The organism is Gottfriedia luciferensis (assembly GCF_002156865.1).
GTDB classification, from domain to species: domain Bacteria; phylum Bacillota; class Bacilli; order Bacillales; family Bacillaceae_G; genus Gottfriedia; species Gottfriedia luciferensis.
Window position 1 is genome coordinate 24,706 of record NZ_NCTA01000013.1, and the last position, 19,608, is coordinate 44,313.

At 31.0% G+C, this 19,608-nt stretch carries 20 protein-coding genes; 3 read left to right on the plus strand and 17 right to left on the minus strand.

Annotation, left to right across the window (positions count from 1 at the left end; all coding sequences use genetic code 11):
- Positions 1 to 84: 84 nt before the first annotated feature.
- Complete coding sequence (locus B7R67_RS10975) at positions 85 to 594, plus strand: hypothetical protein (protein ID WP_088070352.1); 510 nt, start codon at positions 85 to 87, stop codon at positions 592 to 594.
- Between the two features lie 386 nt (positions 595 to 980).
- Here B7R67_RS10975 and B7R67_RS10980 read toward each other — a convergent pair whose 3' ends face one another.
- The 6 genes from B7R67_RS10980 to B7R67_RS11005 all read right to left on the minus strand — a co-directional run bounded on the left by B7R67_RS10980 (position 981) and on the right by B7R67_RS11005 (position 6,044).
- Positions 981 to 1,598, minus strand: a complete 618-nt coding sequence (locus B7R67_RS10980) for a rhomboid family intramembrane serine protease (protein ID WP_088070354.1) — start codon at positions 1,596 to 1,598, stop codon at positions 981 to 983.
- Positions 1,599 to 2,029: 431 nt separating this feature from the next.
- A complete protein-coding gene (locus B7R67_RS10985) occupies positions 2,030 to 2,962 on the minus strand; it encodes a serine hydrolase domain-containing protein (RefSeq protein WP_088070356.1) in 933 nt (310 codons plus the stop codon).
- Positions 2,963 to 3,047: 85 nt separating this feature from the next.
- Entirely contained in the window at positions 3,048 to 3,449 is a 402-nt protein-coding gene (locus B7R67_RS10990) for a hypothetical protein (RefSeq protein WP_088070357.1), read from the minus strand.
- Positions 3,450 to 3,883: 434 nt separating this feature from the next.
- Positions 3,884 to 4,501, minus strand: a complete 618-nt coding sequence (locus B7R67_RS10995) for an NUDIX hydrolase (protein ID WP_088070359.1) — start codon at positions 4,499 to 4,501, stop codon at positions 3,884 to 3,886.
- A 161-nt stretch (positions 4,502 to 4,662) separates the two neighbouring features.
- Positions 4,663 to 5,427 carry an exodeoxyribonuclease III gene (locus B7R67_RS11000; protein ID WP_088070362.1) on the minus strand — a complete coding sequence of 255 codons (765 nt, stop codon included), beginning with the start codon at positions 5,425 to 5,427 and terminating at the stop codon, positions 4,663 to 4,665.
- A complete protein-coding gene (locus tag B7R67_RS11005; RefSeq protein WP_088070364.1) occupies positions 5,424 to 6,044 on the minus strand; it encodes a 3'-5' exonuclease in 621 nt (206 codons plus the stop codon). Before B7R67_RS11005 ends, B7R67_RS11000 begins: the two co-directional genes overlap by 4 nt.
- Before the next feature lie 161 nt (positions 6,045 to 6,205).
- On the opposite strand from B7R67_RS11005, the gene B7R67_RS11010 reads away from it, so the two are divergent.
- Entirely contained in the window at positions 6,206 to 6,613 is a 408-nt protein-coding gene (locus tag B7R67_RS11010) for a CidA/LrgA family protein (RefSeq protein ID WP_158095075.1), read from the plus strand.
- Positions 6,600 to 7,289, plus strand: a complete 690-nt coding sequence (locus B7R67_RS11015; protein WP_088070368.1) for an LrgB family protein — start codon at positions 6,600 to 6,602, stop codon at positions 7,287 to 7,289. The genes B7R67_RS11010 and B7R67_RS11015 overlap by 14 nt, the downstream gene beginning before the upstream one ends.
- Positions 7,290 to 7,452: 163 nt before the next feature.
- On the opposite strand, the gene B7R67_RS11020 is transcribed toward B7R67_RS11015, so the two are convergent.
- The 11 genes from B7R67_RS11020 to B7R67_RS11070 form a co-directional block, all read right to left on the minus strand.
- The gene (locus B7R67_RS11020) at positions 7,453 to 7,695 is read right to left on the minus strand and encodes a hypothetical protein (RefSeq protein WP_088070370.1); all 243 of its coding nucleotides are present in this window, start codon (positions 7,693 to 7,695) and stop codon (positions 7,453 to 7,455) included.
- A gap of 140 nt (positions 7,696 to 7,835) precedes the next feature.
- Positions 7,836 to 8,732, minus strand: coding sequence for a GNAT family N-acetyltransferase (locus B7R67_RS11025; RefSeq protein WP_088070372.1), 897 nt, complete (start codon positions 8,730 to 8,732; stop codon positions 7,836 to 7,838).
- Positions 8,733 to 8,753: 21 nt separating this feature from the next.
- On the minus strand, positions 8,754 to 9,983 hold the full coding sequence (locus tag B7R67_RS11030) for an MFS transporter (protein WP_088070383.1): 1,230 nt from the start codon (positions 9,981 to 9,983) through the stop codon (positions 8,754 to 8,756).
- A gap of 226 nt (positions 9,984 to 10,209) precedes the next feature.
- Positions 10,210 to 10,827, minus strand: a complete 618-nt coding sequence (locus B7R67_RS11035; protein WP_158095076.1) for a TetR/AcrR family transcriptional regulator — start codon at positions 10,825 to 10,827, stop codon at positions 10,210 to 10,212.
- Positions 10,828 to 11,011: 184 nt separating this feature from the next.
- A complete protein-coding gene (locus B7R67_RS11040) occupies positions 11,012 to 11,323 on the minus strand; it encodes an MTH1187 family thiamine-binding protein (RefSeq protein ID WP_088070387.1) in 312 nt (103 codons plus the stop codon).
- Between the two features lie 156 nt (positions 11,324 to 11,479).
- Positions 11,480 to 12,409, minus strand: a complete 930-nt coding sequence (locus B7R67_RS11045; protein ID WP_088070390.1) for a D-2-hydroxyacid dehydrogenase — start codon at positions 12,407 to 12,409, stop codon at positions 11,480 to 11,482.
- A gap of 230 nt (positions 12,410 to 12,639) precedes the next feature.
- A complete protein-coding gene (locus B7R67_RS11050; protein WP_088070392.1) occupies positions 12,640 to 13,362 on the minus strand; it encodes an amino acid ABC transporter ATP-binding protein in 723 nt (240 codons plus the stop codon).
- Positions 13,359 to 14,015 (minus strand): amino acid ABC transporter permease, encoded by a 657-nt coding sequence (locus tag B7R67_RS11055; RefSeq protein ID WP_088070394.1) that lies wholly within the window; start codon positions 14,013 to 14,015, stop codon positions 13,359 to 13,361. The genes B7R67_RS11050 and B7R67_RS11055 overlap by 4 nt, the downstream gene beginning before the upstream one ends.
- Before the next feature lie 62 nt (positions 14,016 to 14,077).
- Positions 14,078 to 14,887 (minus strand): basic amino acid ABC transporter substrate-binding protein, encoded by an 810-nt coding sequence (locus B7R67_RS11060; protein ID WP_088070396.1) that lies wholly within the window; start codon positions 14,885 to 14,887, stop codon positions 14,078 to 14,080.
- Between the two features lie 378 nt (positions 14,888 to 15,265).
- Positions 15,266 to 18,346, minus strand: coding sequence for an AAA family ATPase (locus tag B7R67_RS11065; protein ID WP_088070398.1), 3,081 nt, complete (start codon positions 18,344 to 18,346; stop codon positions 15,266 to 15,268).
- Complete coding sequence (locus B7R67_RS11070; protein ID WP_088070400.1) at positions 18,343 to 19,503, minus strand: exonuclease SbcCD subunit D; 1,161 nt, start codon at positions 19,501 to 19,503, stop codon at positions 18,343 to 18,345. Before B7R67_RS11070 ends, B7R67_RS11065 begins: the two co-directional genes overlap by 4 nt.
- Positions 19,504 to 19,608 lie beyond the last annotated feature (105 nt).

Below are 19,608 nucleotides of genomic sequence, written 5' to 3' on the forward strand. Positions count from 1 at the left end.
GGAAGATAATAACATCGAATGATTTTTTTAGACTACCTGTAATGGTAAAATGATATTATCAAGTATCGAAAAACGAGGTAAATCATGAAAAAGGAAATTGCGATTAATATTACAAATCATATTAAAAAATGGATGAAATCGAATAACTCATTTTATGTAATTGAGGAAATTCCAACGACATTCAATACTTTACAAAACTTTCAACAATGGGCTAATGGGAAACAAATCGTTTCTGCTTTTCATTTAAATAAAATTGAAGAGGAAAGTTATTATTTATTATTTATTGATTGGCATCGAAATGAAAATTATTACTTAGTCATTTATGTTGGAAATAAGTCAACAACAGCTGCAGAAATTAGAGAAGTTCATGATTTAAATGGAAAGCAATCACTCGTATGGAAGTACAATCCTTTAAAGCGAGATGGTAAAAATGCCGAACGCAAAGCATATTTTAAACAAGTATTTGGCTCACTACAAGTAGATATTCCGATCCCGAATTCAAGTAAAGATGTAGATCAATTTTTTAATGATTTATACAAATTATGTAGAAATCGTCAATCAGCTGACCGTATAACAGACGTATTTGATATTTAATACAAGGTACTGTAAATGGATATTGTTACTATTTAAAAGATATTTTTAAAAGAGATTATATTTCACTTAATTTTAAGAATAAAGTCGTTAAAGATATTGATTGGAGTGGAAGGTGGGAGACTCCTATGGGAGTAGCGGGAAGGGTGAGACCAATTAAGAGCAGGAAAGGCAGGAAAACATTAAGGACAAGGACTTTATAGAGGAAATCAATAAAATTCTCTAAAGCTTTTTATATCTTTTCCTTTATCCTGCATTTCCTTGTTCCTGCTCTTAAGAAAGCGAGCATCCTGGAACGGAAATCAACCTTCTTTTTATATGATTACATAAAAAAACAAATGTGTTGAAAGTTTCCTTTTTCAACCATTTGTTTTTTATTGATATGTAGGTTATACATTTACTGTATTTTGAAATTTTGCTTTTTTATTTATTACAATTGGCGTCATAATAAAACCAATGAACATACCAGCTAAATGACCCGTTAAACTTGTAGAAGGAATAATTAATGATGATAGTAATCCGATCCCTAAAAATGTCATTACAAACTTTCGATCATCTAAAAAAAGCATGTTTTTTCTAAATAAGGTAATAAATAAGTACATCCCTAAAAATGCATATCCAACACCAGATGCCCCTGTCTCAACTGTATTTGGCGTATAAAATAAATTTATCATCATGCCAGTAAATAAAACTGCAATTAAATAAAATAGAATAAATTTTACTGAACCCATTGCTCTTTCTAATGGTCTGCCTAATATGATTAAAAATGTCATATTCATAAAAAAGTGAACATAGCTTCCATGCATAAAAGCATATGTGAATAGTCTCCAAACTTCTCCTTTTTCAACTAAACTATGCTCATACCCACCAAATTTAATAATATTTTGAATACTATAGCCACCTGAAAAAGTTGTGATCATCGTTAAAATGGAACATAAACAAACCATAATTGTCGTTATTGGATATTTCTTAATAAATGTCTTAAAATCTTCTGTTACTAAAAACATCAATCTACATCCCTTCTGGAGTAATTACATTTTAATTTATTCCTTATATAATTCGACATATTTTCGTAAAATCCTATATTATTTCATTTTGTTTTATAAAACCTTTGTTCAAATCACAATTGTATTTTCATCAAAATAAGTCGGGATATCTAACCGTTGCCAATATATAACAATATAAAAAATCACATTAATTTTTAATGTGATTCAGTGTGTAGTCAAAGTCCTTTTTTATCTGATTTTCAGACTGATTGAAAACGCTTGTCTTTCGAGGCCGAAGCCTGGCGAGGAGCGGAGTTACCTTAGACGGTAATGAGCACTACAGGCAGGCGAAGTAACGAAGAAAGCGAGCGTTTGGCGGGCAGTCTGAATCAAATTAAATTTTAATGTGATTTTGGTAGATTTTATTGTAAAAACTTCAAGTAATGAATTAATTAAGAATTAATCATCAATGGAACATGATTTTGAAAAATTTTTAAAGGAATAAATGTATTAATATATTTTGCGCTTGTAAAAACAGCAACCATATTATGTTTTGGCGAAATAATAATAAACTGGCCACCATACCCCATTGCAAAAAAAAGATTCGGATCGATACTTTTCATTTCATCAGAACTTGTTGTCCACCAATGATAACCATATGAACCAACGTGATCATATGTGTGATATTTGGCATTTGTAGAATTTTTTATCCACTCGGATGAAATAATTTGTTTATTTTTCCAAGTACCATTTTGAAGCATCAAAATCCCAATTTTTAGCATATCTTCAGATTTTAAGCTTAAACCAAATCCACCTATATTTATTCCTTTTGAATCTTCGTGCCATTCATATTCCAGAATTCCTAAAGGTTCAAATAGCATCTTCCTTGCGAAATCGACTAATTTTTGTTTCGTAGCCATTTGAATAATTGCACTTAAGACTTGAGAGGCACCTGAGTCATAAATCATTTTCTCTCCTGGTTTCGAAACCATTTCTTTCTCTAATACATAACGAATCCAGTCTTTACTATTAATCATTGGGAAAGGCCTACCACCCCACTCTCCCCATTCAGGCCATTCATATCCTGCTGTCATTGTAAGTAGATGTTCTATTGTAATCTCTCTTTTTTCAGGTTCAATGTTTGGAAAGTATTGTAATATTGGAACTTTTACATTCTCAATAAATCCTTTATCAATTGCAATCCCCATTAAGATCGATAAGACACTTTTCGTAACAGAATTTATTTTAAATAATTTACTTTCACTTTTCAGATTTTTATTGTATCGATAAACGATCTCATTATTATGATAAATTAGGCAAGTTGAAATTCTTTCTTTCTTTAATTCATTCTCTAGTTTTATATAATTCATTGATTCAATTTTCAAGTCATTCCTCCATATTTATGAATAAAAATATTTCTCAATATCTAGTCTAACAATTACTCCCTCATTTTTCCAAATGAAATGTACCTTATTCTTCAAACCAACTCTTTTTCATAACGAAAAATGTTAGCTTTTCAATGAGTAACCAAATAACTGATGCAAGAATACCTAAACCGATACAACTTAAAATTAATTTTAAATTAACTAATCCCCAAATGATTTTAATATTTACAAGCTCTTCATAAAATAAAATAAATGAGAAGCCGCCTATGCCTCCAACGAGTCCAAAAACGATCAACTTTTTATATTTACCAATCATTTTATTTGATATTTTAACAGCAACAAATGAAAAAAATATCACAAAAATGCAGCTACTTAAAATAACTAATGTATCAATGAATTCGGAGACTGGTTTATCAATTGTTAGAATGCAAGAAAGAATCAATGGGAAAACAATTGAAGTCAAAATGGTTATAATAAGATTTCGCATGGGATATTCTAACCACCTTATCTAGTCATATTACTAATAGTATATTTAAATATTTTTATTTTAGGATAAAACTTGTGCAAGTCGAATACTTAAAAAGGCAGGAAAAACAGGAAAACAGATAGGAAATATATTATTTTTAAGAATTCAATAAAATTCTCTAAAATCTTTTAATATCTTTTCCTTTCACTTTCCCCTTGATCCTGCATTACCTTCTTCCTGCTCTTAAGCATGCATCCTGTAGTGGAAATGAACATCACTCAACTTCCTTTACGAAAATTTGGTCATTATTTAACAAGTATTTTCAACAGCGTTATTGTATTTTTCAATCTCTTGTTGCTTATGGTTGCATTTAAATCCCTCTTTCTTTTAGAGACATATACAAAAAAGAGTTGCAAAAGCAACTCATCAAGTTTTTATCTATAACCTAGCAAATTCTAATCGAACCAAGTTTCTTTTAAAGGATTTTTATAATACTCAAACATTAATTCAATTTGAGCTGCAGTATTTCGATTTATGGATAGTTCAGGTAAATCATTCAGTTCAAAAAAATCAATCCCATTTGTTTCAGTTCCAGTAGTTGGATTTCCACCAACAACTTCACAAAGTATAAATAATTTATAATAATGAAATGGTTGAGGTGGATGTGAATGCTTTTTCATATCCATCACTGCTAGTAATTTCTTTGGTTCGACTTTATAACCGGATTCTTCAACTATTTCTTTTACTACGTTTTCGGATGCTGACAGTCCTACATCACAAAACCCGCCTGGTAAAGACCATTTATTTTCTAAAGTTTCTTTTACCAATAATATTTTACCCTCATTAAAAACTACGCCTCTTACATCTAATTTTGGTGTTGGATAGCCTATTTCATTGCGAAATAATTGTTGGATTTTTTCAATGTGCATATCCGAATATTGCTGCATAATTTCTGCACTTATACCCCTTAATTCTTCATATCTTTCTTTATCAAAAACATCTTTTGTAAACGTTAATCCTGCCTGTGAAATCGCTTGGATTCTCTGCGCCCATTCTAGCCATTTCATATTCATTTGAATCCCGTCCCTTTTGATCTCTATCATTATTCAACATGCTTCAAAAATGTTAAACATACTTTGTCCTATTTTAGTTTACGCATTATTGAAGTTGTTGACATACTAATTGCCTAATAAAAAAAAGAAAGCTCTTTAGAAATAAGAACTTTCTATTTTAATTAGATGATAGAATCGTTTAAAGTTAGCATGACTGGACAATGATCACTACCCATGATCTCTGAGTGAATCTCCGAATTTACTAATTCAGTTTGTAATCTGTTGGAGATAATAAAGTAATCAATTCGCCATCCGATATTTCTTTCACGAACTTTTGCCATATAAGACCACCAAGTATATGAACCTTCCTTAGTTGGATTCAGAAAACGAAAACTATCCGTAAATCCGCTCTCTAATAATGCTGTCATTTTCCCACGTTCTTCCTCAGTAAATCCTGAGTTTGAACGATTTGATTTTGGATTTGCCAAATCAATTTCGTTGTGCGCAACATTTAAATCACCACATAATATAACAGGTTTTTGTTCATCAAGTTTATTTAAATAAATTTTAAATTGATCTTCCCATTCTAATCGTATCGGTAATCTAGCTAAATCTCGTTGTGAATTAGGCGTATACACATTAACCATAAAAAACTTCTCATATTCTAATGTTAATACTCTACCTTCAACGTCCTCTTCTTTTCCATTAAATCCAAAGCTTACATTTAATGGTTTATGTTTTGTAAAGATTGCAGTTCCCGAATATCCTTTTCTTACAGCAGAATGCCAAAATTGATGATAACCTTCTAGCTCTAATGTTATTTGATCCTCCTGACATTTCGTCTCCTGAATACAAAAAATATCTGCTTTTTGTTCATTAAAATATTCTAAAAAACCTTTTTGCACACAGGCTCTAATCCCGTTCACATTCCAAGAAATTATTTTCATACTTTTTTCTCCAATTTACGTTTAGGCTTTGGTTTTACTAATGATGAGCGATAATCAAATTGATGTATTTGACCATGATAAATTGAAGTTTTCTCATATAAATCATCTAAAGTAGCAATTTCATAATGCTTCGTTAAATGAAGAAATAATCTTGCGCAAGCTTCTGCATCTGCAAGAGCATGGTGATGATTATCTAAAACGATTCCAAACTGGTTTGATAAAATATCCAATGAATAACGAGCTTGTTTTGGCAATACCTTTTTAGCAAGCTGAAGTGAGCATAATAAATTATTCGGTGTAGAAGGAATACCATATCTTGATAGATTATCTTTTAATGCATAGCCATCAAAAGGTAAATTATGAGCAACTAAAGTTTTACCAGCGATTTTATTTTGAATTGCTTGATAAAATTCTGGGAAAATAGGTGCATCTTGTACATCTCTTGGTCTTATACCATGAACAGAAATATTCATAGAATAAAATTCTTCTTCAGGATTTATTAAAGAATAAATTTGATCAACAATCTCTCCATTTTCAACAAAAACAAATCCTGCAGCACAAATACTATGTCGGTTATAGTTTGCTGTTTCAAAATCAAATGCAACAAATGAATTCATTTTTTCAACTTCCTCTGTTTATATAATAACTCTATTATAAACTGTTTTATAAAAAGATGCATTTTTGGTTCTTAAAAAAAGTTCACATTTTAGCCATAAATTATTGTACAATATGTAGATTAATAATCTCTTAGACATTAAAGATTTAAAGGATGTTGTTTATGAAGTTTGTACAATTAATTGTTCAAATAAGCTTTTTATACTTATTATTTTTTATTGGGAATCTAATCAAGCAACAATTTCATCTAATGATTCCTGGAAGTATTATTGGTATGATCTTATTATTTTGTTTACTTTATTTACCATTTTTTAAGGATAATTGGATACGAAATGGAAGTAATTTTTTGAGTAAACATTTGACCTTATTATTCATTCCGGCAACTGTTGGAATCATGCAATATTCCTCATTATTAAATTTTCATGGCTTCATTTCAATTTTAATTGTACTAGTTAGTACAGGGATCGTATTTAGTGTAACCGCAATTGTTAGTTCATACCTTTCTAATAAAACTGCTGATGAACAAAATGAAGCTAGTATTTTAGGGAGGGATCTGAATGAAAGACTTTGAAACTATCTTTTTTATTGTCTTAACCATTTTGTGTTATCTCGGTGCAAAAAAATTATATTCAAAGTTCACATACGCTTTACTAATACCGATCGTAACATCTACTAGTGTCATTATTTTATTTCTTGTAAATTTTCACCTTTCGTATAAAAATTACATTCTCGGTGGGAAATGGATCAATATGTTATTAGGTCCTGCCGTTGTTTCATTTGCTTATCCCTTATTCGAGCATAGAGCAACCCTTAAGAAGCATAGTCTTTCTATTTTAATCAGTGTTTTTGCCGGAACTACCATTGGATTATTTTCGGGAGTGTACTTTTCAATATGGTTTGGATTAAAAGAAGTTATTATGCTTTCATTAGCAGCAAAATCCGTTACAACCCCTTTAGCGATGGGAATTACTTCTATTATAGGAGGTATTCCATCTTTAACTGTAGTTTATGTTATGGTTGCTGGAATATCTGGTTCGATGTTTGGACCAATTCTATTGTCACTTTTTAAAATAGACCATCCTGTAGTCATTGGTCTCTCTTATGGAATTGCTTCACATGGAGTTGGGACAGCTAAAGCAGCTGAATATGGGAAAATTGAGCAAGCAATTAGTTCAATCGCAATGACATTAAGTGCGATATTAGCTTCATTGCTTATTCCATTTTTAATGCATTTAATTGGAAAATAATAAGAATCCTCGTTATTTGATTGAAAACACTTTTTATCGGTGCGCGATACTTGATGAGGAGAGGAGTTACACTACACGCAACTAGTGAAGTAACGAAGAAAGCGAGCGTTTGGCGGCATTCTGAAAAGCCACATAATTTATGTGGCTTTTATAGTTTTCTAGTTTACCAAGGACGACCCCAACCCCATGGTCTTCCCCATCCCCAAGGATGATAATATCCACAAGGTCCTCCCCATCCACACCCAGGACGGCCCCATCCCCATGGTCTTCCCCATCCCCAAGGTCCAAATGCTGCTGCACCTAATAAAAAGGGAAAAAAGAATGGGAAGAATCTTTCATCCTCTTGTTGTGGAACTTGGTAATTTGGATAATATGGTTGCTCGATTTGTTGACGATAATCATACATGTAAATTCACCTCCGTACTAATTAATGTACGAAGAAATAGACAATTATGAGCAAGGCCAGTAGATAGGCAATCGTACAAAAATGAATTAAAAAGGTAGTTTCTTTTACTTTGAAAGATAATCTATTCTGATACGTCCCATTTACTCACTCATTAATGAATGATACATTTCGTACTGCGCAATTTTATCTTTTGTAAAGCCTAAATGGTACAAGTAACCTTCTAAACTACTATTATTAGGCGTTGTCACTGAAAAGGCTTTTAATTTTAATTCGTTAAAGCTTGTTTCTAATAATTTAGTTGCTATTTTCTGATTTCGGAATGCTTTATTGATCATTAAGAAACTTATTCTACCATTTGAATTAATAGCTAATGCTCCAGCAGTTTTATGATTGACCTTAGCTAAATAATAAGTAAAATTGGATGATTTTTCTAAATATTCAACGTCATTTTGCCAGTTAATGTGGTAGTTCCAATCTTTAATCGTTTCCTTGAACGTATTAAAATCAACTTTGTTTATTTCTGAATTTGATACTAATTGTGTGTTTGGAAAACTTGTTAATTCTTTTTTCGAATAATATGAAAGATCATAGATTTTTTCATACCCAAGTTTTTTATAAAAATTAATTGCTCTGTCATTTCCTACGATTACTTCAAGGAATAATTGCTTACAGTTTTGCTTTTTTGCCTCTTCCTTGTGTAATTCAAATAATTTTTGACTTACTCCAAGACCTCTAAAATCTGGGCTAATTGCTAAAGTACCGCACCTCATTGTTTTTATATTTTCATAGATTTTAATTCCACCAAGTATAACACCGACAGCTACATTTTCATGGATCGCTACGAAAGAATGCTCCGGTTTATTTCCTTCAGGACCAAAAAACAGGTTAATAAACTGTTCTTTAGATAAATCAAATTTTACCATATAATCTGAAAATCCTATTGTAAATGCTTGATAAGCCAATTCAATATCCACTTCACTACAACGGAAATAGTTAATTTTCTCAAGTTCAATATTATTTTTCACATTTGTTTCCATCCATTCACGTCCTTTTCTTCATCATTGTTTGCTAACAATTAGTTCCTTCTCATTTCTTTCTGATTCTTGTTCGACACTTACTATTTTCCTAAATAGTAAGAAAACAGTTACGCAAATTATCATTATTATTAAACTCCCATGAAACAGCCATACAAGATGAGGCATTGTCATAATCGATAATAATGGTGAAACTACTACAAAACCAATTGTAAATCCAATTCTGTTTAATAAATTTGCTATGCCAAAAATCCTGCCTCTTATTGAATTTTCAGTTTTTTGAATCATTGTTGAGAAATACGTTCCTGCTGCATTATCGAAAAACCCTGTAAAAAAAGCAAAAAAGAAAACAATCCATAGTACTCGATTTGATAAAAATAATATAAAGCCTAAAGAGGTCAAAATAGACGTACCGTAATACAAAAAAAGATAATGCTGTTTTGGCCAAGTTATTTTCGGAATGATCCAAGTAGAAATAATTCCACCAATTCCCCACGCTCCCCAGATCAGCCCTTGATAAAATGTTGATTTGTCAGAGTTTATTTTATCTGCCAAAATTGGTACACCGACATTATGAGAACTAGCCGAAAATGTTTGAAACAAAAAGACGATGAATACGAAAAGAAGTATATTTTTCATAAACACATAATTTTTTACTTCTTTTAAATCATAAATAAACTTTTTCAAACTATTGTTCCCGTTATTTTTTACCGTATTTTCCCACTTAAAAAAGATTAAAACAAATGCTGATAAAAAATAAGAAATGGAATCAATCCCAAAAATAACGCGATAATTTACCACAGTTGACAAAAAGGCAGAGCATAAAAAACCTATAACCATACTAATAGCCGCGAGACGAGAGATAAATGCATTAATTTTTAATATGTTTTCTTCACCAAAAATTTGGGGAAGATCTGCACTAAAGCTTACTGAAAAAAAGCTTCCTAACGCCCCAATAATAAATGCTACAATTGCAAACATTGTTGGCGTTGGAATGATACAAAGGAATAAAATGCATATCCCCCTAGTAATATCACTAAATATCATTAGTTTTCTTCGATTATATCGATCTGCTATTACGCCAGAAAATAAACTGGTAACAATTCCGCCACATACACGAAGCGCTAAAATAGTTGCAAGCCAAGATGTACTTTTCGTCATCGAATAAATAACTGCATTCATTACAACTAATTCCATCATACTTCCAATATCTGAAAAGGCTTTAGTGTATAAAAAATAGACTTTCTTCCCCACTTTGATCCCTTCAATCTAATATAAATATGATGAAATGCCTAATAATGCATAGCAAAATAAATAAGTCTTATTTGAACGATCATGAAAATCCCCCCTTCCAAAAATAAAACTGACTGTTAAGTTTATTTTATCTTATGAATAATGTATGTCAAATGTTTTATTTTTAACATACAAAATTTTCAGATATTAAATTTTGTAGGAAGTTTATCTTCTACACTTCCTAAACTCATTTATTTATTAAAATATAATTCATAATCATTTCTTCCGTTGCTTTAAATTGCTCTTTGTAAATGTCATCATCTTCTACAACTGAATAATGTAAACAAATACCATCAATATAAGCCCAAAACAAACTAGAAATTGTAACAGGATCGATAGTGTCCTTAAACTCACCTGCAATTTTTCCTTGTTCGATAATTTCACTTAAGAAGATTCGATATTGATCTTTGTATCGATCAATCATAATTTTTTGCAAATTTTCATGCCTTGCAGAATTAATCCAAAACTCCATATGTACTCTAATCATATTACGCCATTCTTCGGTTAATGAAATTTCACTATACATTTGGAATAACTCTTTTAATTTATCTTTAGCTGAATTTAATTTTTGAAAACGAGCATTAATTTTTTCAAAAGTTTGAACTGTCTTCTCCTGCATTAAAGTTAAGTATAGTTCTTCCTTACTTTTGAAATAGTTATAAATTAGCCCTTTACTTGTCTTCGAATAGGCTACAATATCGTCCATCGTTGTTGAGTGGTATCCTTTTTCTCCAAAGCAAATTAATGCACTTTCTAAAAGACTCTCCCTCTTTTTTTCCTTGTAATCATCTGAAACTTTAGGCATTAAACCCATTCCTTTTCTGTGAATTATTTAAACTGACTATTTAGTTTAGTTTAACAATTAAAATATGAGATTTCAATACATCCATCCGAATAATTCGTAATAATCGAACTATTTTGCCTCAAGTCTGCTAACAAAAAAAGTGACTAGAGTATTTCGACTCAAAAAGTCACTTTTATCGTATCGATTATTTTTGCTCAAGTTTAGCTTGTACAGATGCTAGTTTACCTTCCATTGTACTTTTCTTATCACGGCGATCATCAATACGAATAGTTGTTGCAACTCTTGAAATTCCGTTTTCGAAAGGTACTTCATGCATTTCCTGAACAACTTTAAGCAATAATGGTAACTCACCTTCAATAATTGTATTCATTGGAGTTAGTTGGTATTTTACTTCACCATTATACTTTTCTAATACTTTATGTATATTTGCTACATAAGCACTCACACTTGGTGTTTCTGTGCCAATTGGTACGATTGAAACGTCAATAATTGCCATTTTTGTTTGCTCCTTTATTCATCAAATTGTTACTTGTCTATCTTAACATGTTTGGAATGATAAAGAAAACTCGCCGATTGGCGAGCCTTTAGTCGAAGATAGGGAACTTCTCCGCTGGCAATTTATAAATTCTTAAAGTGAAAGTAAAATAGTCTATTAATATCCCTTTTCAATTTTCACTATATTTTTTAAGGACACATTATTTTCTAATTTTGAAAGTGTATCTATAAAACATTTTACCCCATCATTTGGTAAAGTTACGGCTGAAATATGCGGTGTAATTTTCACATTAGGCATTTGCCATAAATCTGAATCAGCAGGAAGGGGCTCAAAAGCAAAAACATCTAGGATTGCTTTTCTAATATGACCTTTTTTAAGTGCTTCTTTTAAATCGTCTTCACAGACAGTTACTCCCCTACCAACATTAATAAAACCTACGTTATGTACATTTTTAAATGTATCCATATTTAATAGATTTTGAGTTTCACTTGTAGATGGAAGAACACTAATGATCCAATCAGTATGATCTAAAATCGTACTAGCTTCTTCAAACTTTACTACTTTTTCAAACAAAGGCTTTTCATTTCCACTCATCGAAACACCATATACTTTCATTCCTAATGTCGAGAGTGTCTTTCCGATATAGCCACCAATTTCTCCAGTTCCATAAATAACTACTTTTTGATCTTCTAATGATTTTGGAATATGGAATTCCCATTTATTTTCCGATTGTAGATTCGAAAATAAATCGTGTAATTGCGAATCTTGTAATATATAACTTAAACAATATTGGCTCATTTTAGGACCAAAAACATCAATTGTTCTAGTTAATAATACATCATTCTTCCATTTTATTTTCATAAAACTATCTACGCCCGCTGCTAATGAATGAACCCATTTTATATTTCCAAATTCAAAATTAGGAGTTGGTCTAAAACCAACATATGTATCAGCCCACTCATAATCCTCTTTTGTAACTTGGTCCTCCGGCAAAAAACGAAACTCTTTATTAAGATTATGCGATTCAATAATATCTTTTAGTTTATGATGAATTCGACTCGTAACTAGAACTTTTTGAATTTCCATTGGCTTCTACTCCTTTAATGATCTTAATTAAATTTTAGCATAAAATTCCGAAAAGAATGAATAGAAAAACAATACAAGGAAGAGTTAAGGAAGTAGATAAGTTAATCTATTCGTGAGATAGGATTATTGGCTCAAAGGTTAAAAAATGAAAGAAAATGCAAGAAAATCAAGGTATTTGATAAATTACCCTGCTTTCCCTGCACTTCCTGTTTTTCAATCATATCCTGCCTCTAAAGTACTTTACTTAAGAAACTCTTTGTTCGTTCATGTTTTGGAAAATCAAAGATTTGAATCGGACTGTTTTCTTCAACAATATATCCTTGATCCATAAATATCACACGGTCACCAACTTCACGAGCAAATCCCATTTCGTGCGTAACAATTATCATTGTCATTCCTTCTTTGGCTAATTGCTTCATTACCTCAAGTACTTCACCAACCATTTCTGGGTCAAGTGCTGATGTCGGTTCGTCAAATAACATGATTTTAGGTTCCATTGCTAGTGCTCTGGCAATGGCAACACGTTGTTTTTGACCACCTGATAATGAGTCAGGATATGCATTTGCCTTATCTGAAAGACCGACTTTATTTAATAATTCGTATGCTTTCTTTTTAGCATCTTCTTTTGATCTGTTTCTTACTTTAGTAGGTGCTAGCATAATATTCTCCAAAACGGTTAGATGTGGAAATAGATTAAAATGCTGAAAAACCATACCTACTTCTGTTCGAATTTCGTTAATATTTGTTTTTTTATCTGTTAGATTGACACCTTCGATCATTACATTACCAGCTGTAATCGATTCTAACATATTAAGACAGCGAAGGAAGGTTGACTTTCCAGAACCTGAAGGACCGATCACAACAACTACCTCTTGAGGTTGGATTGTAATATTGATATCCTTTAGTACATCTAATGAACCAAATGATTTTTTTAAGTTTTCTACTTTAATCATCCTGTCGTCAACCTTCTTTCAATGCGATTTAAGATAAAACTTAATGTTAAAGTTAAAACTAAATAAATAACTGCTGCAGTTATATAAGGTTCCCACACTTTAAAATATTGACCTTGCATTGCTCGACTCCAATACATTAATTCAGGTGCAGCGATAATTGCAGCAATTGAAGATTCTTTGATTAATACGATAAATTCATTGCCTAGGGGTGGAATCATTCGTTTCACTGCTTGAGGTAAGATAACATATCTCATAGCTTGTACATGTGTCATCCCCAATGAACGAGATGCCTCCATTTGACCTTTATCAATTGATTGAATACCAGCACGAAAAATTTCAGCAATATAGGCAGCTGCATTTAATGAAAGTGCAATTATTGTAGCGGCAATTGGATTTGTTTTATCAATAAATAATGGAACCAATCCGAAATGGATTAATAGAATTTGAACAAATAAAGGTGTTCCCCTAAAAAAATTGATATACCATACGAAAGGGAGTGCTAACCACTTATTGGATTGCATTTTACCTAATCCTATAAAAAGTCCAATCATTGTACCTAGAATGATACCAACGAAAGATAAGCCAATTGTTAATGCGGTTCCTTTCAGGAAAAATGGCATGTATTCTCTAACAATTTCAAAGTTAAATGACATATCTTATCCCCCATTTAGTTAAAATTGCGTAACACATTTTGCGTTACGCAATTTTTACTCCACTATTTATTTTGTTCTGCTTTTAATGTTTCAAGGTCAGGTTTTGCACTAAAATATTTGCTATAAATTTTTTCATATGTTCCATTATTTACAACTTCTTTAATGGCTTTATCTAATTTACCTTTAATTTTACTTCCTTTTTGAAGTAATAAACCATAATACTCAGGCTCAAAACTATTTTTATCATCAATAACAACTAGTTTTTTGTCTGGGTTATTTTTTGCATACGCTTCTATTACGCCATTATCTGCAACAACTGCATCTGCACCGCCACTTGTTAGTTCTAAGATTGCTAAATTATTATTTTCAAATTTTTTAAGGTTTTTATTGTTTTTACCAAACAATTTTTCAACTGCTTCTTGGCCAGTTGTTCCATTTTGTACAGCAACCACTTTCCCTTTTAAATCAGCAGCAGATTTAATACTACTACCTTCAGGAACTAAGATTTTATTGATAGATAGGAAGTATGGTGTAGTAAAATCGTATGTCTTTTCACGTTCTGCATTAATTGAAATTGAAGACATCCCAACATCAGCAAGCTTGCCATCAATTTCGGCAAACAATGGATCCCAGCCAGTATTAACAATGTTTATTTTTATGCCTGCTTCTTTTGCAACTGCCTTTGTAAAATCAACATCAAACCCTACAATTTTACCATTTTCAAGATATTCGAATGGTGCATAAGCAGCATCAGTATCAACTTTATACGTTTTATCCGCTGTACCGCTCGTTTCAGCATCCTTCCCGCAACCTGATAAAATTAATGCTGTAGTAACTGCAAAAGCAAAAGATAGTTTTTTTAATTTTTTCATCTCTTTACCCCCATTTTTTTAATTATGTAAAATTAATCTGACTAGACTAAATATATTGAAAATTTAATATATTTAGACTTTTAAATAATTATATCTACTCTTGTTTAAATATGCAATACAATGTCATTTATTGTTAATTTCTCTATTATTCATTTCATTCTATTAAATAGTGAGTTATGTTTGGACTTAGGTATTACTATTTTACTAATCTCAATTTCATTTCATTCTCCTGAATTAACTTTGAGAGAAAGAAAACTCTTTGGCGTACTTAATCCCTAAAAATTGGTAAATGCGTTGTGTTTTCTACACCGCTGCCGATTTATACTTTCAAAATGCACAAAAAAATACCGGAAATTATTTCTAATTTCCGGCAACGTATTATTTGATTAAGATCGAAATCTCTGAATAACCATGATTTGTTTTATGCACTTCAATTACTGCAGGCATTGCATCTTTTACATCCTGTACGTGTGAAATAACGCCAATTAAACGTCCAGATTTTTGTAGTTGTATTAATGTATCAATCGCTTTTGACAATAATTCATCATCTAATGAACCAAATCCTTCATCTATAAACAACGTATCAATTGATACACCTCCTTGATGGGCTTGGATAATATCTGCCATACCAAGCGCTAAACAAAGAGATGCATTAAATTGTTCACCGCCAGATAACGTTTTTACGTCTCTAGCTAAGCCAGTGTAAGAATCATAGACTTCCAATCCTAGACCACTTTGTTTTCTACCTTTTTCAACTGAATCCTTACGCTGTAATTGGAATTGGCCATTTGATAAATGATCAAGTCTTATATTTGCAGATTCAATTATTTGTTCAAAATAATCTAGCAATACATACCGTTCAAATGAAATCATTTTATCGTTATCGCCTTTTGTAACTTTATATAGATCGGTTAACCCTGCTAGATTCTTTTCTGTTTTTACAAAATCCTCTTGATAAACAAGCAAATCAGCTTTTAATTGATTTAGGCGCTTTTCAAGCTCTTGTATCCGTATGATTTCATTCACAGTAGTATCGATATTCTGATTTATAAGTTGCAAATCGTTCCTCAGTTCACTTACATCTATTTTATCCATCGATTGGACATGCTTTTCAAGTAATTCTCTTTCTGTATTTAATCGCTGGATCGTCTCTTCATAAATAGAAAGGTCGTTTCGGAATCGTTCGATGAATTGGATATGCTCAATCGCTTGAATAAAGTCAGCTTCATGATGAAATTGTTGCTCAGTTAATTTTTCATCATATAAAATCGTTGCCTTCTCAATCTCATCCGTAATTTTGATAAGATCGTTTTTAAGATGCAAAATAGTCGTTTCTTTTACTGTTTTCTGTTCAGTTAAATATTTATATTCAACTTCAATTTTTGTAATTTCATTTTTCAATTTATTGATATTATTTTCATACTCATTTTTTTCGATTTGCCACTGTTGAACTGTTCTAAGAGATTCAGGTAACTTAGATTCAATTTGAATCAGATTAATCTTTAATTCATTAATTTCGTTAACATACTTTGATAGTTCTTCAGATTTTAATGACACTTTTGAGGACAAATCAGCAATTAATTGTTCTTTTACTTTGACTAATTTATTTATTGCTTCGAATTCTTCCTTCTTCTTTGTCAGATTTGTAAGATTTACTCCATTATCATTAAACTCTTTTGCTAGTGCTTTTAAACCTTCATTTGAAAACTCAAAAAAACCATATTCTTCATTAAATGATTGTACATCTAATTGAATTGTATTTTCTAAACTAGTTATCTCACCTTGTTTTGTAGCAAGTTCGTTTTGAAGGAGATTCACTTTATTTTTTACTATTTCCGCTTCTTCTTCATTTACTGTTCCAATAAATTTGGCTAGCGTTGGGTGATGTGTACTACCACATACTGGACATTCTTCTTGGTCCTTTAAATCTTTCGCTAAAAAAGCAGCTTTTTGATGCTTCATTTCAAGTTCAATCTTGTTCAATTCGCTTTTTAAATCATTTAGTTCTGAATTTTTACTAAGATTCTCATTAACTTTTTGCTCTAACTCTTTTTTTGCAAAGACAATCCTTTTTGCAAAACTACCTTTTTGCTGGATTTGTTGTTTTAGAAGTGAAGTCTGAGCCCATTTATCGTGAATACCTTCAAACTTATTCAACTCTAGCTTTAACCTATTTAATTCTTCATTTTCATTTTTGAATTCAGTTTGTATTAATTTTTCTTCACTTTCTATCAAATTTAGTCGTTTTGATTTTGAACTTAACCCAACGGATAGATTTTGAAATTGATCAAGATCATCTTTTAATGCTAGTAGATTGTTCAATTGATTTTCAAGGCGTACTAATTTTTTATTTTTTTCAGTTAAAGAAGCTACCTCACTAGAAATTTGTTCAATCTTTTGCACTATATCCATTAAACTCTCATTTTCGATTAATAGCTTATCATTTGAAATTTGAAGAGAATTTTTTAACTTTTCGAGTTCATTTTTAAATGGCAACACTTTTTCAGCATTCGATGCTAATTTTAATTTCAACTTTTTATCTTCAATTTCAACTTCTTGTTCTTTCATCATTGTTAAAAGTTCGATAATCTCAAGTAGTCGATCAATGTTCTTATTATGTGTTTCAGCAGAAAAAAGCTTTTGCTGAGTTACTTCTAATTGAGATTTTTGTAACTTTTCATTTTCTACAAGACTTTTTAAATCCTTTATTATGCTAGAAATATACTCTGTCAAAATATCATTAACAATATGAAGATTAATTTGAGCGTCATCTGTAATCTGAATACCTTTTTCACTTAATAACTCTTCAATGACTTCTAATTTAATAACAATTTTTTGCTTTAAATTACTAAAGTGACTCTCCATTTTTTTTCTTTCAAGATTCAACGTTTCTGTCACTTTTTCATATAGTTCTGTTTTGAAGATTTTACGTAAAATCTCTTCTTTTTCCTTTGTATCTGAAACTAATAATTTTCTAAATTCACCTTGTGGTAAAAGAACGATTTGTTTAAATTGGTCTGCATTAATACCTAATAATTCTTCTACTTTTTTATTTACGATTGAAGTTTTATTAAACTCCTGGCAATAAGGTACTTTTTCATTTTCAACAATTTTATAGAACTCTATTTTATCTCCGGTAATTCCTTTGTTTTGTTTCTTTTGATGTCCTTTTTGTCTAAAAATATTATAATGATTACCCTTTAATTCAAATGTTAACTCAACGCTTGTATATAAATCATCATCTGCAAAATGACTTCGTAATAAGGATTGATCATTTCTATTTTCACCACTTGCCTCTCCAAAAAGAGCAAAGCAGATTCCGTCAAAAATAGTTGTTTTACCAGCACCTGTCGGACCCGTAATGGCAAATAATCCTTTTTCATTTAAGAGTCTAAAATCGACATCGATCTTATCCTTATAAGGTCCAAATGCATGGAGAATTACTTTTAAAGGCCTCATAACGATTCCTCCTTTTCAAAGATGTCATGAAGTAAATCCTTCATTAATTGTTCATCTTCATCCTTTAACTCTTCGTTTTTCATTTCTTTATAAAAAGATTGAAATAATTCCAACTGGTTTTTAGACCGTTTTTCAACAAAATTTAATTGATTTGTTAAATCCATTTGCTGATTTGACCGTTTACGGCTAACATGCATTGCATTCGGATAAACTGTTCTGATTTGCTCCATTGGTTGCACAATCATATGTTCATCCGTTAATTTGACAAAAACATAGTCATTATTTACTGGATGTTTTCTAATCTCTTCAATTGTTCCTTCGATTGACCTTAAGTCTCGTACTGGGTGAAAGTCTCGTTTTACAACTGAAACCTCACCTGAACCGTTTAACTCAACAATCAAACATCCTTTTTTGTGATTTTCTTCAGATAAAGAATATTTTAATGGAGAACCGGAATAACGAATCGATTGATTTCCAACGTAATGCGCTCGATGTAAATGTCCTAATGCTGTATAATTAAAATGTTTAAAATTTTGATGTGAGACATACTCTGCTCCACCGATCGAAAGCGTACGTTCACCCTCTGTTTCTTCATCTGAAGGTTCACCGTTATTCGTTACGAATGCATGTCCAATAAAGACATTACGGACAGTTGTATCCAACATTTCATCTCGTATTTTATTTATTATTGCTTTCATTGCATCGTCATGGGAATGTATATCTTCGTTTTGCAAGATATAGCGTACAATACTCGGTTCTGCATAAGGAATCAAATAAAAATGTACATCACCATCTTCATCACTTAAAACAACTCTTTTAAAAGGATTTTGAAATTTACCGACTAAATGTAATCCCTCTTTTTCCATAAAACGACTACCAAATTCAATTCTTTCAGCACTATCGTGATTACCAGCAATCGCAAGAATTGGTGTATTACATTCGATTACAATCTGATGTAGCACCTCATTTAATAATTCAATCGCTTCAGTTGGCGATATGCTTTTATCATATAAATCACCAGCAATTATCACTGCATCTGGTTTTTCTTCTTTTATAATTGTGATAAATTCATCTAAAATAAATCGTTGGTCTTCAGTCATATGTACACCATGTACAATTTTACCAAGGTGCCAATCTGCTGTATGGATAAACTTCACAAAATACACCTCTTTATTTTTATTCGTTATTCCTATTTTACATCAATATGCGAACATTTGTATGCTTTTATATTCGTTAAATTTTAAAATTGCATCATAACAGTT

Bases quoted from the DNA above. Each gene is read 5' to 3' on its own strand.
- B7R67_RS10975 (WP_088070352.1), top strand. From the start codon at position 85: ATGAAAAAGGAAATTGCGATTAATATTACAAATCATATTAAAAAATGG.
- B7R67_RS10980 (WP_088070354.1), bottom strand. From the start codon at position 1,598: ATGTTTTTAGTAACAGAAGATTTTAAGACATTTATTAAGAAATATCCA.
- B7R67_RS10990 (WP_088070357.1), bottom strand. From the start codon at position 3,449: ATGCGAAATCTTATTATAACCATTTTGACTTCAATTGTTTTCCCATTG.
- B7R67_RS10995 (WP_088070359.1), bottom strand. From the start codon at position 4,501: ATGAATATGAAATGGCTAGAATGGGCGCAGAGAATCCAAGCGATTTCA.
- B7R67_RS11000 (WP_088070362.1), bottom strand. From the start codon at position 5,427: ATGAAAATAATTTCTTGGAATGTGAACGGGATTAGAGCCTGTGTGCAA.
- B7R67_RS11005 (WP_088070364.1), bottom strand. From the start codon at position 6,044: ATGAATTCATTTGTTGCATTTGATTTTGAAACAGCAAACTATAACCGA.
- B7R67_RS11010 (WP_158095075.1), top strand. From the start codon at position 6,206: ATGAAGTTTGTACAATTAATTGTTCAAATAAGCTTTTTATACTTATTA.
- B7R67_RS11015 (WP_088070368.1), top strand. From the start codon at position 6,600: ATGAAAGACTTTGAAACTATCTTTTTTATTGTCTTAACCATTTTGTGT.
- B7R67_RS11020 (WP_088070370.1), bottom strand. From the start codon at position 7,695: ATGTATGATTATCGTCAACAAATCGAGCAACCATATTATCCAAATTAC.
- B7R67_RS11025 (WP_088070372.1), bottom strand. From the start codon at position 8,732: ATGGAAACAAATGTGAAAAATAATATTGAACTTGAGAAAATTAACTAT.
- B7R67_RS11035 (WP_158095076.1), bottom strand. From the start codon at position 10,827: ATGCCTAAAGTTTCAGATGATTACAAGGAAAAAAAGAGGGAGAGTCTT.
- B7R67_RS11040 (WP_088070387.1), bottom strand. From the start codon at position 11,323: ATGGCAATTATTGACGTTTCAATCGTACCAATTGGCACAGAAACACCA.
- B7R67_RS11045 (WP_088070390.1), bottom strand. From the start codon at position 12,409: ATGGAAATTCAAAAAGTTCTAGTTACGAGTCGAATTCATCATAAACTA.
- B7R67_RS11050 (WP_088070392.1), bottom strand. From the start codon at position 13,362: ATGATTAAAGTAGAAAACTTAAAAAAATCATTTGGTTCATTAGATGTA.
- B7R67_RS11055 (WP_088070394.1), bottom strand. From the start codon at position 14,015: ATGTCATTTAACTTTGAAATTGTTAGAGAATACATGCCATTTTTCCTG.
- B7R67_RS11060 (WP_088070396.1), bottom strand. From the start codon at position 14,887: ATGAAAAAATTAAAAAAACTATCTTTTGCTTTTGCAGTTACTACAGCA.
- B7R67_RS11065 (WP_088070398.1), bottom strand. From the start codon at position 18,346: ATGAGGCCTTTAAAAGTAATTCTCCATGCATTTGGACCTTATAAGGAT.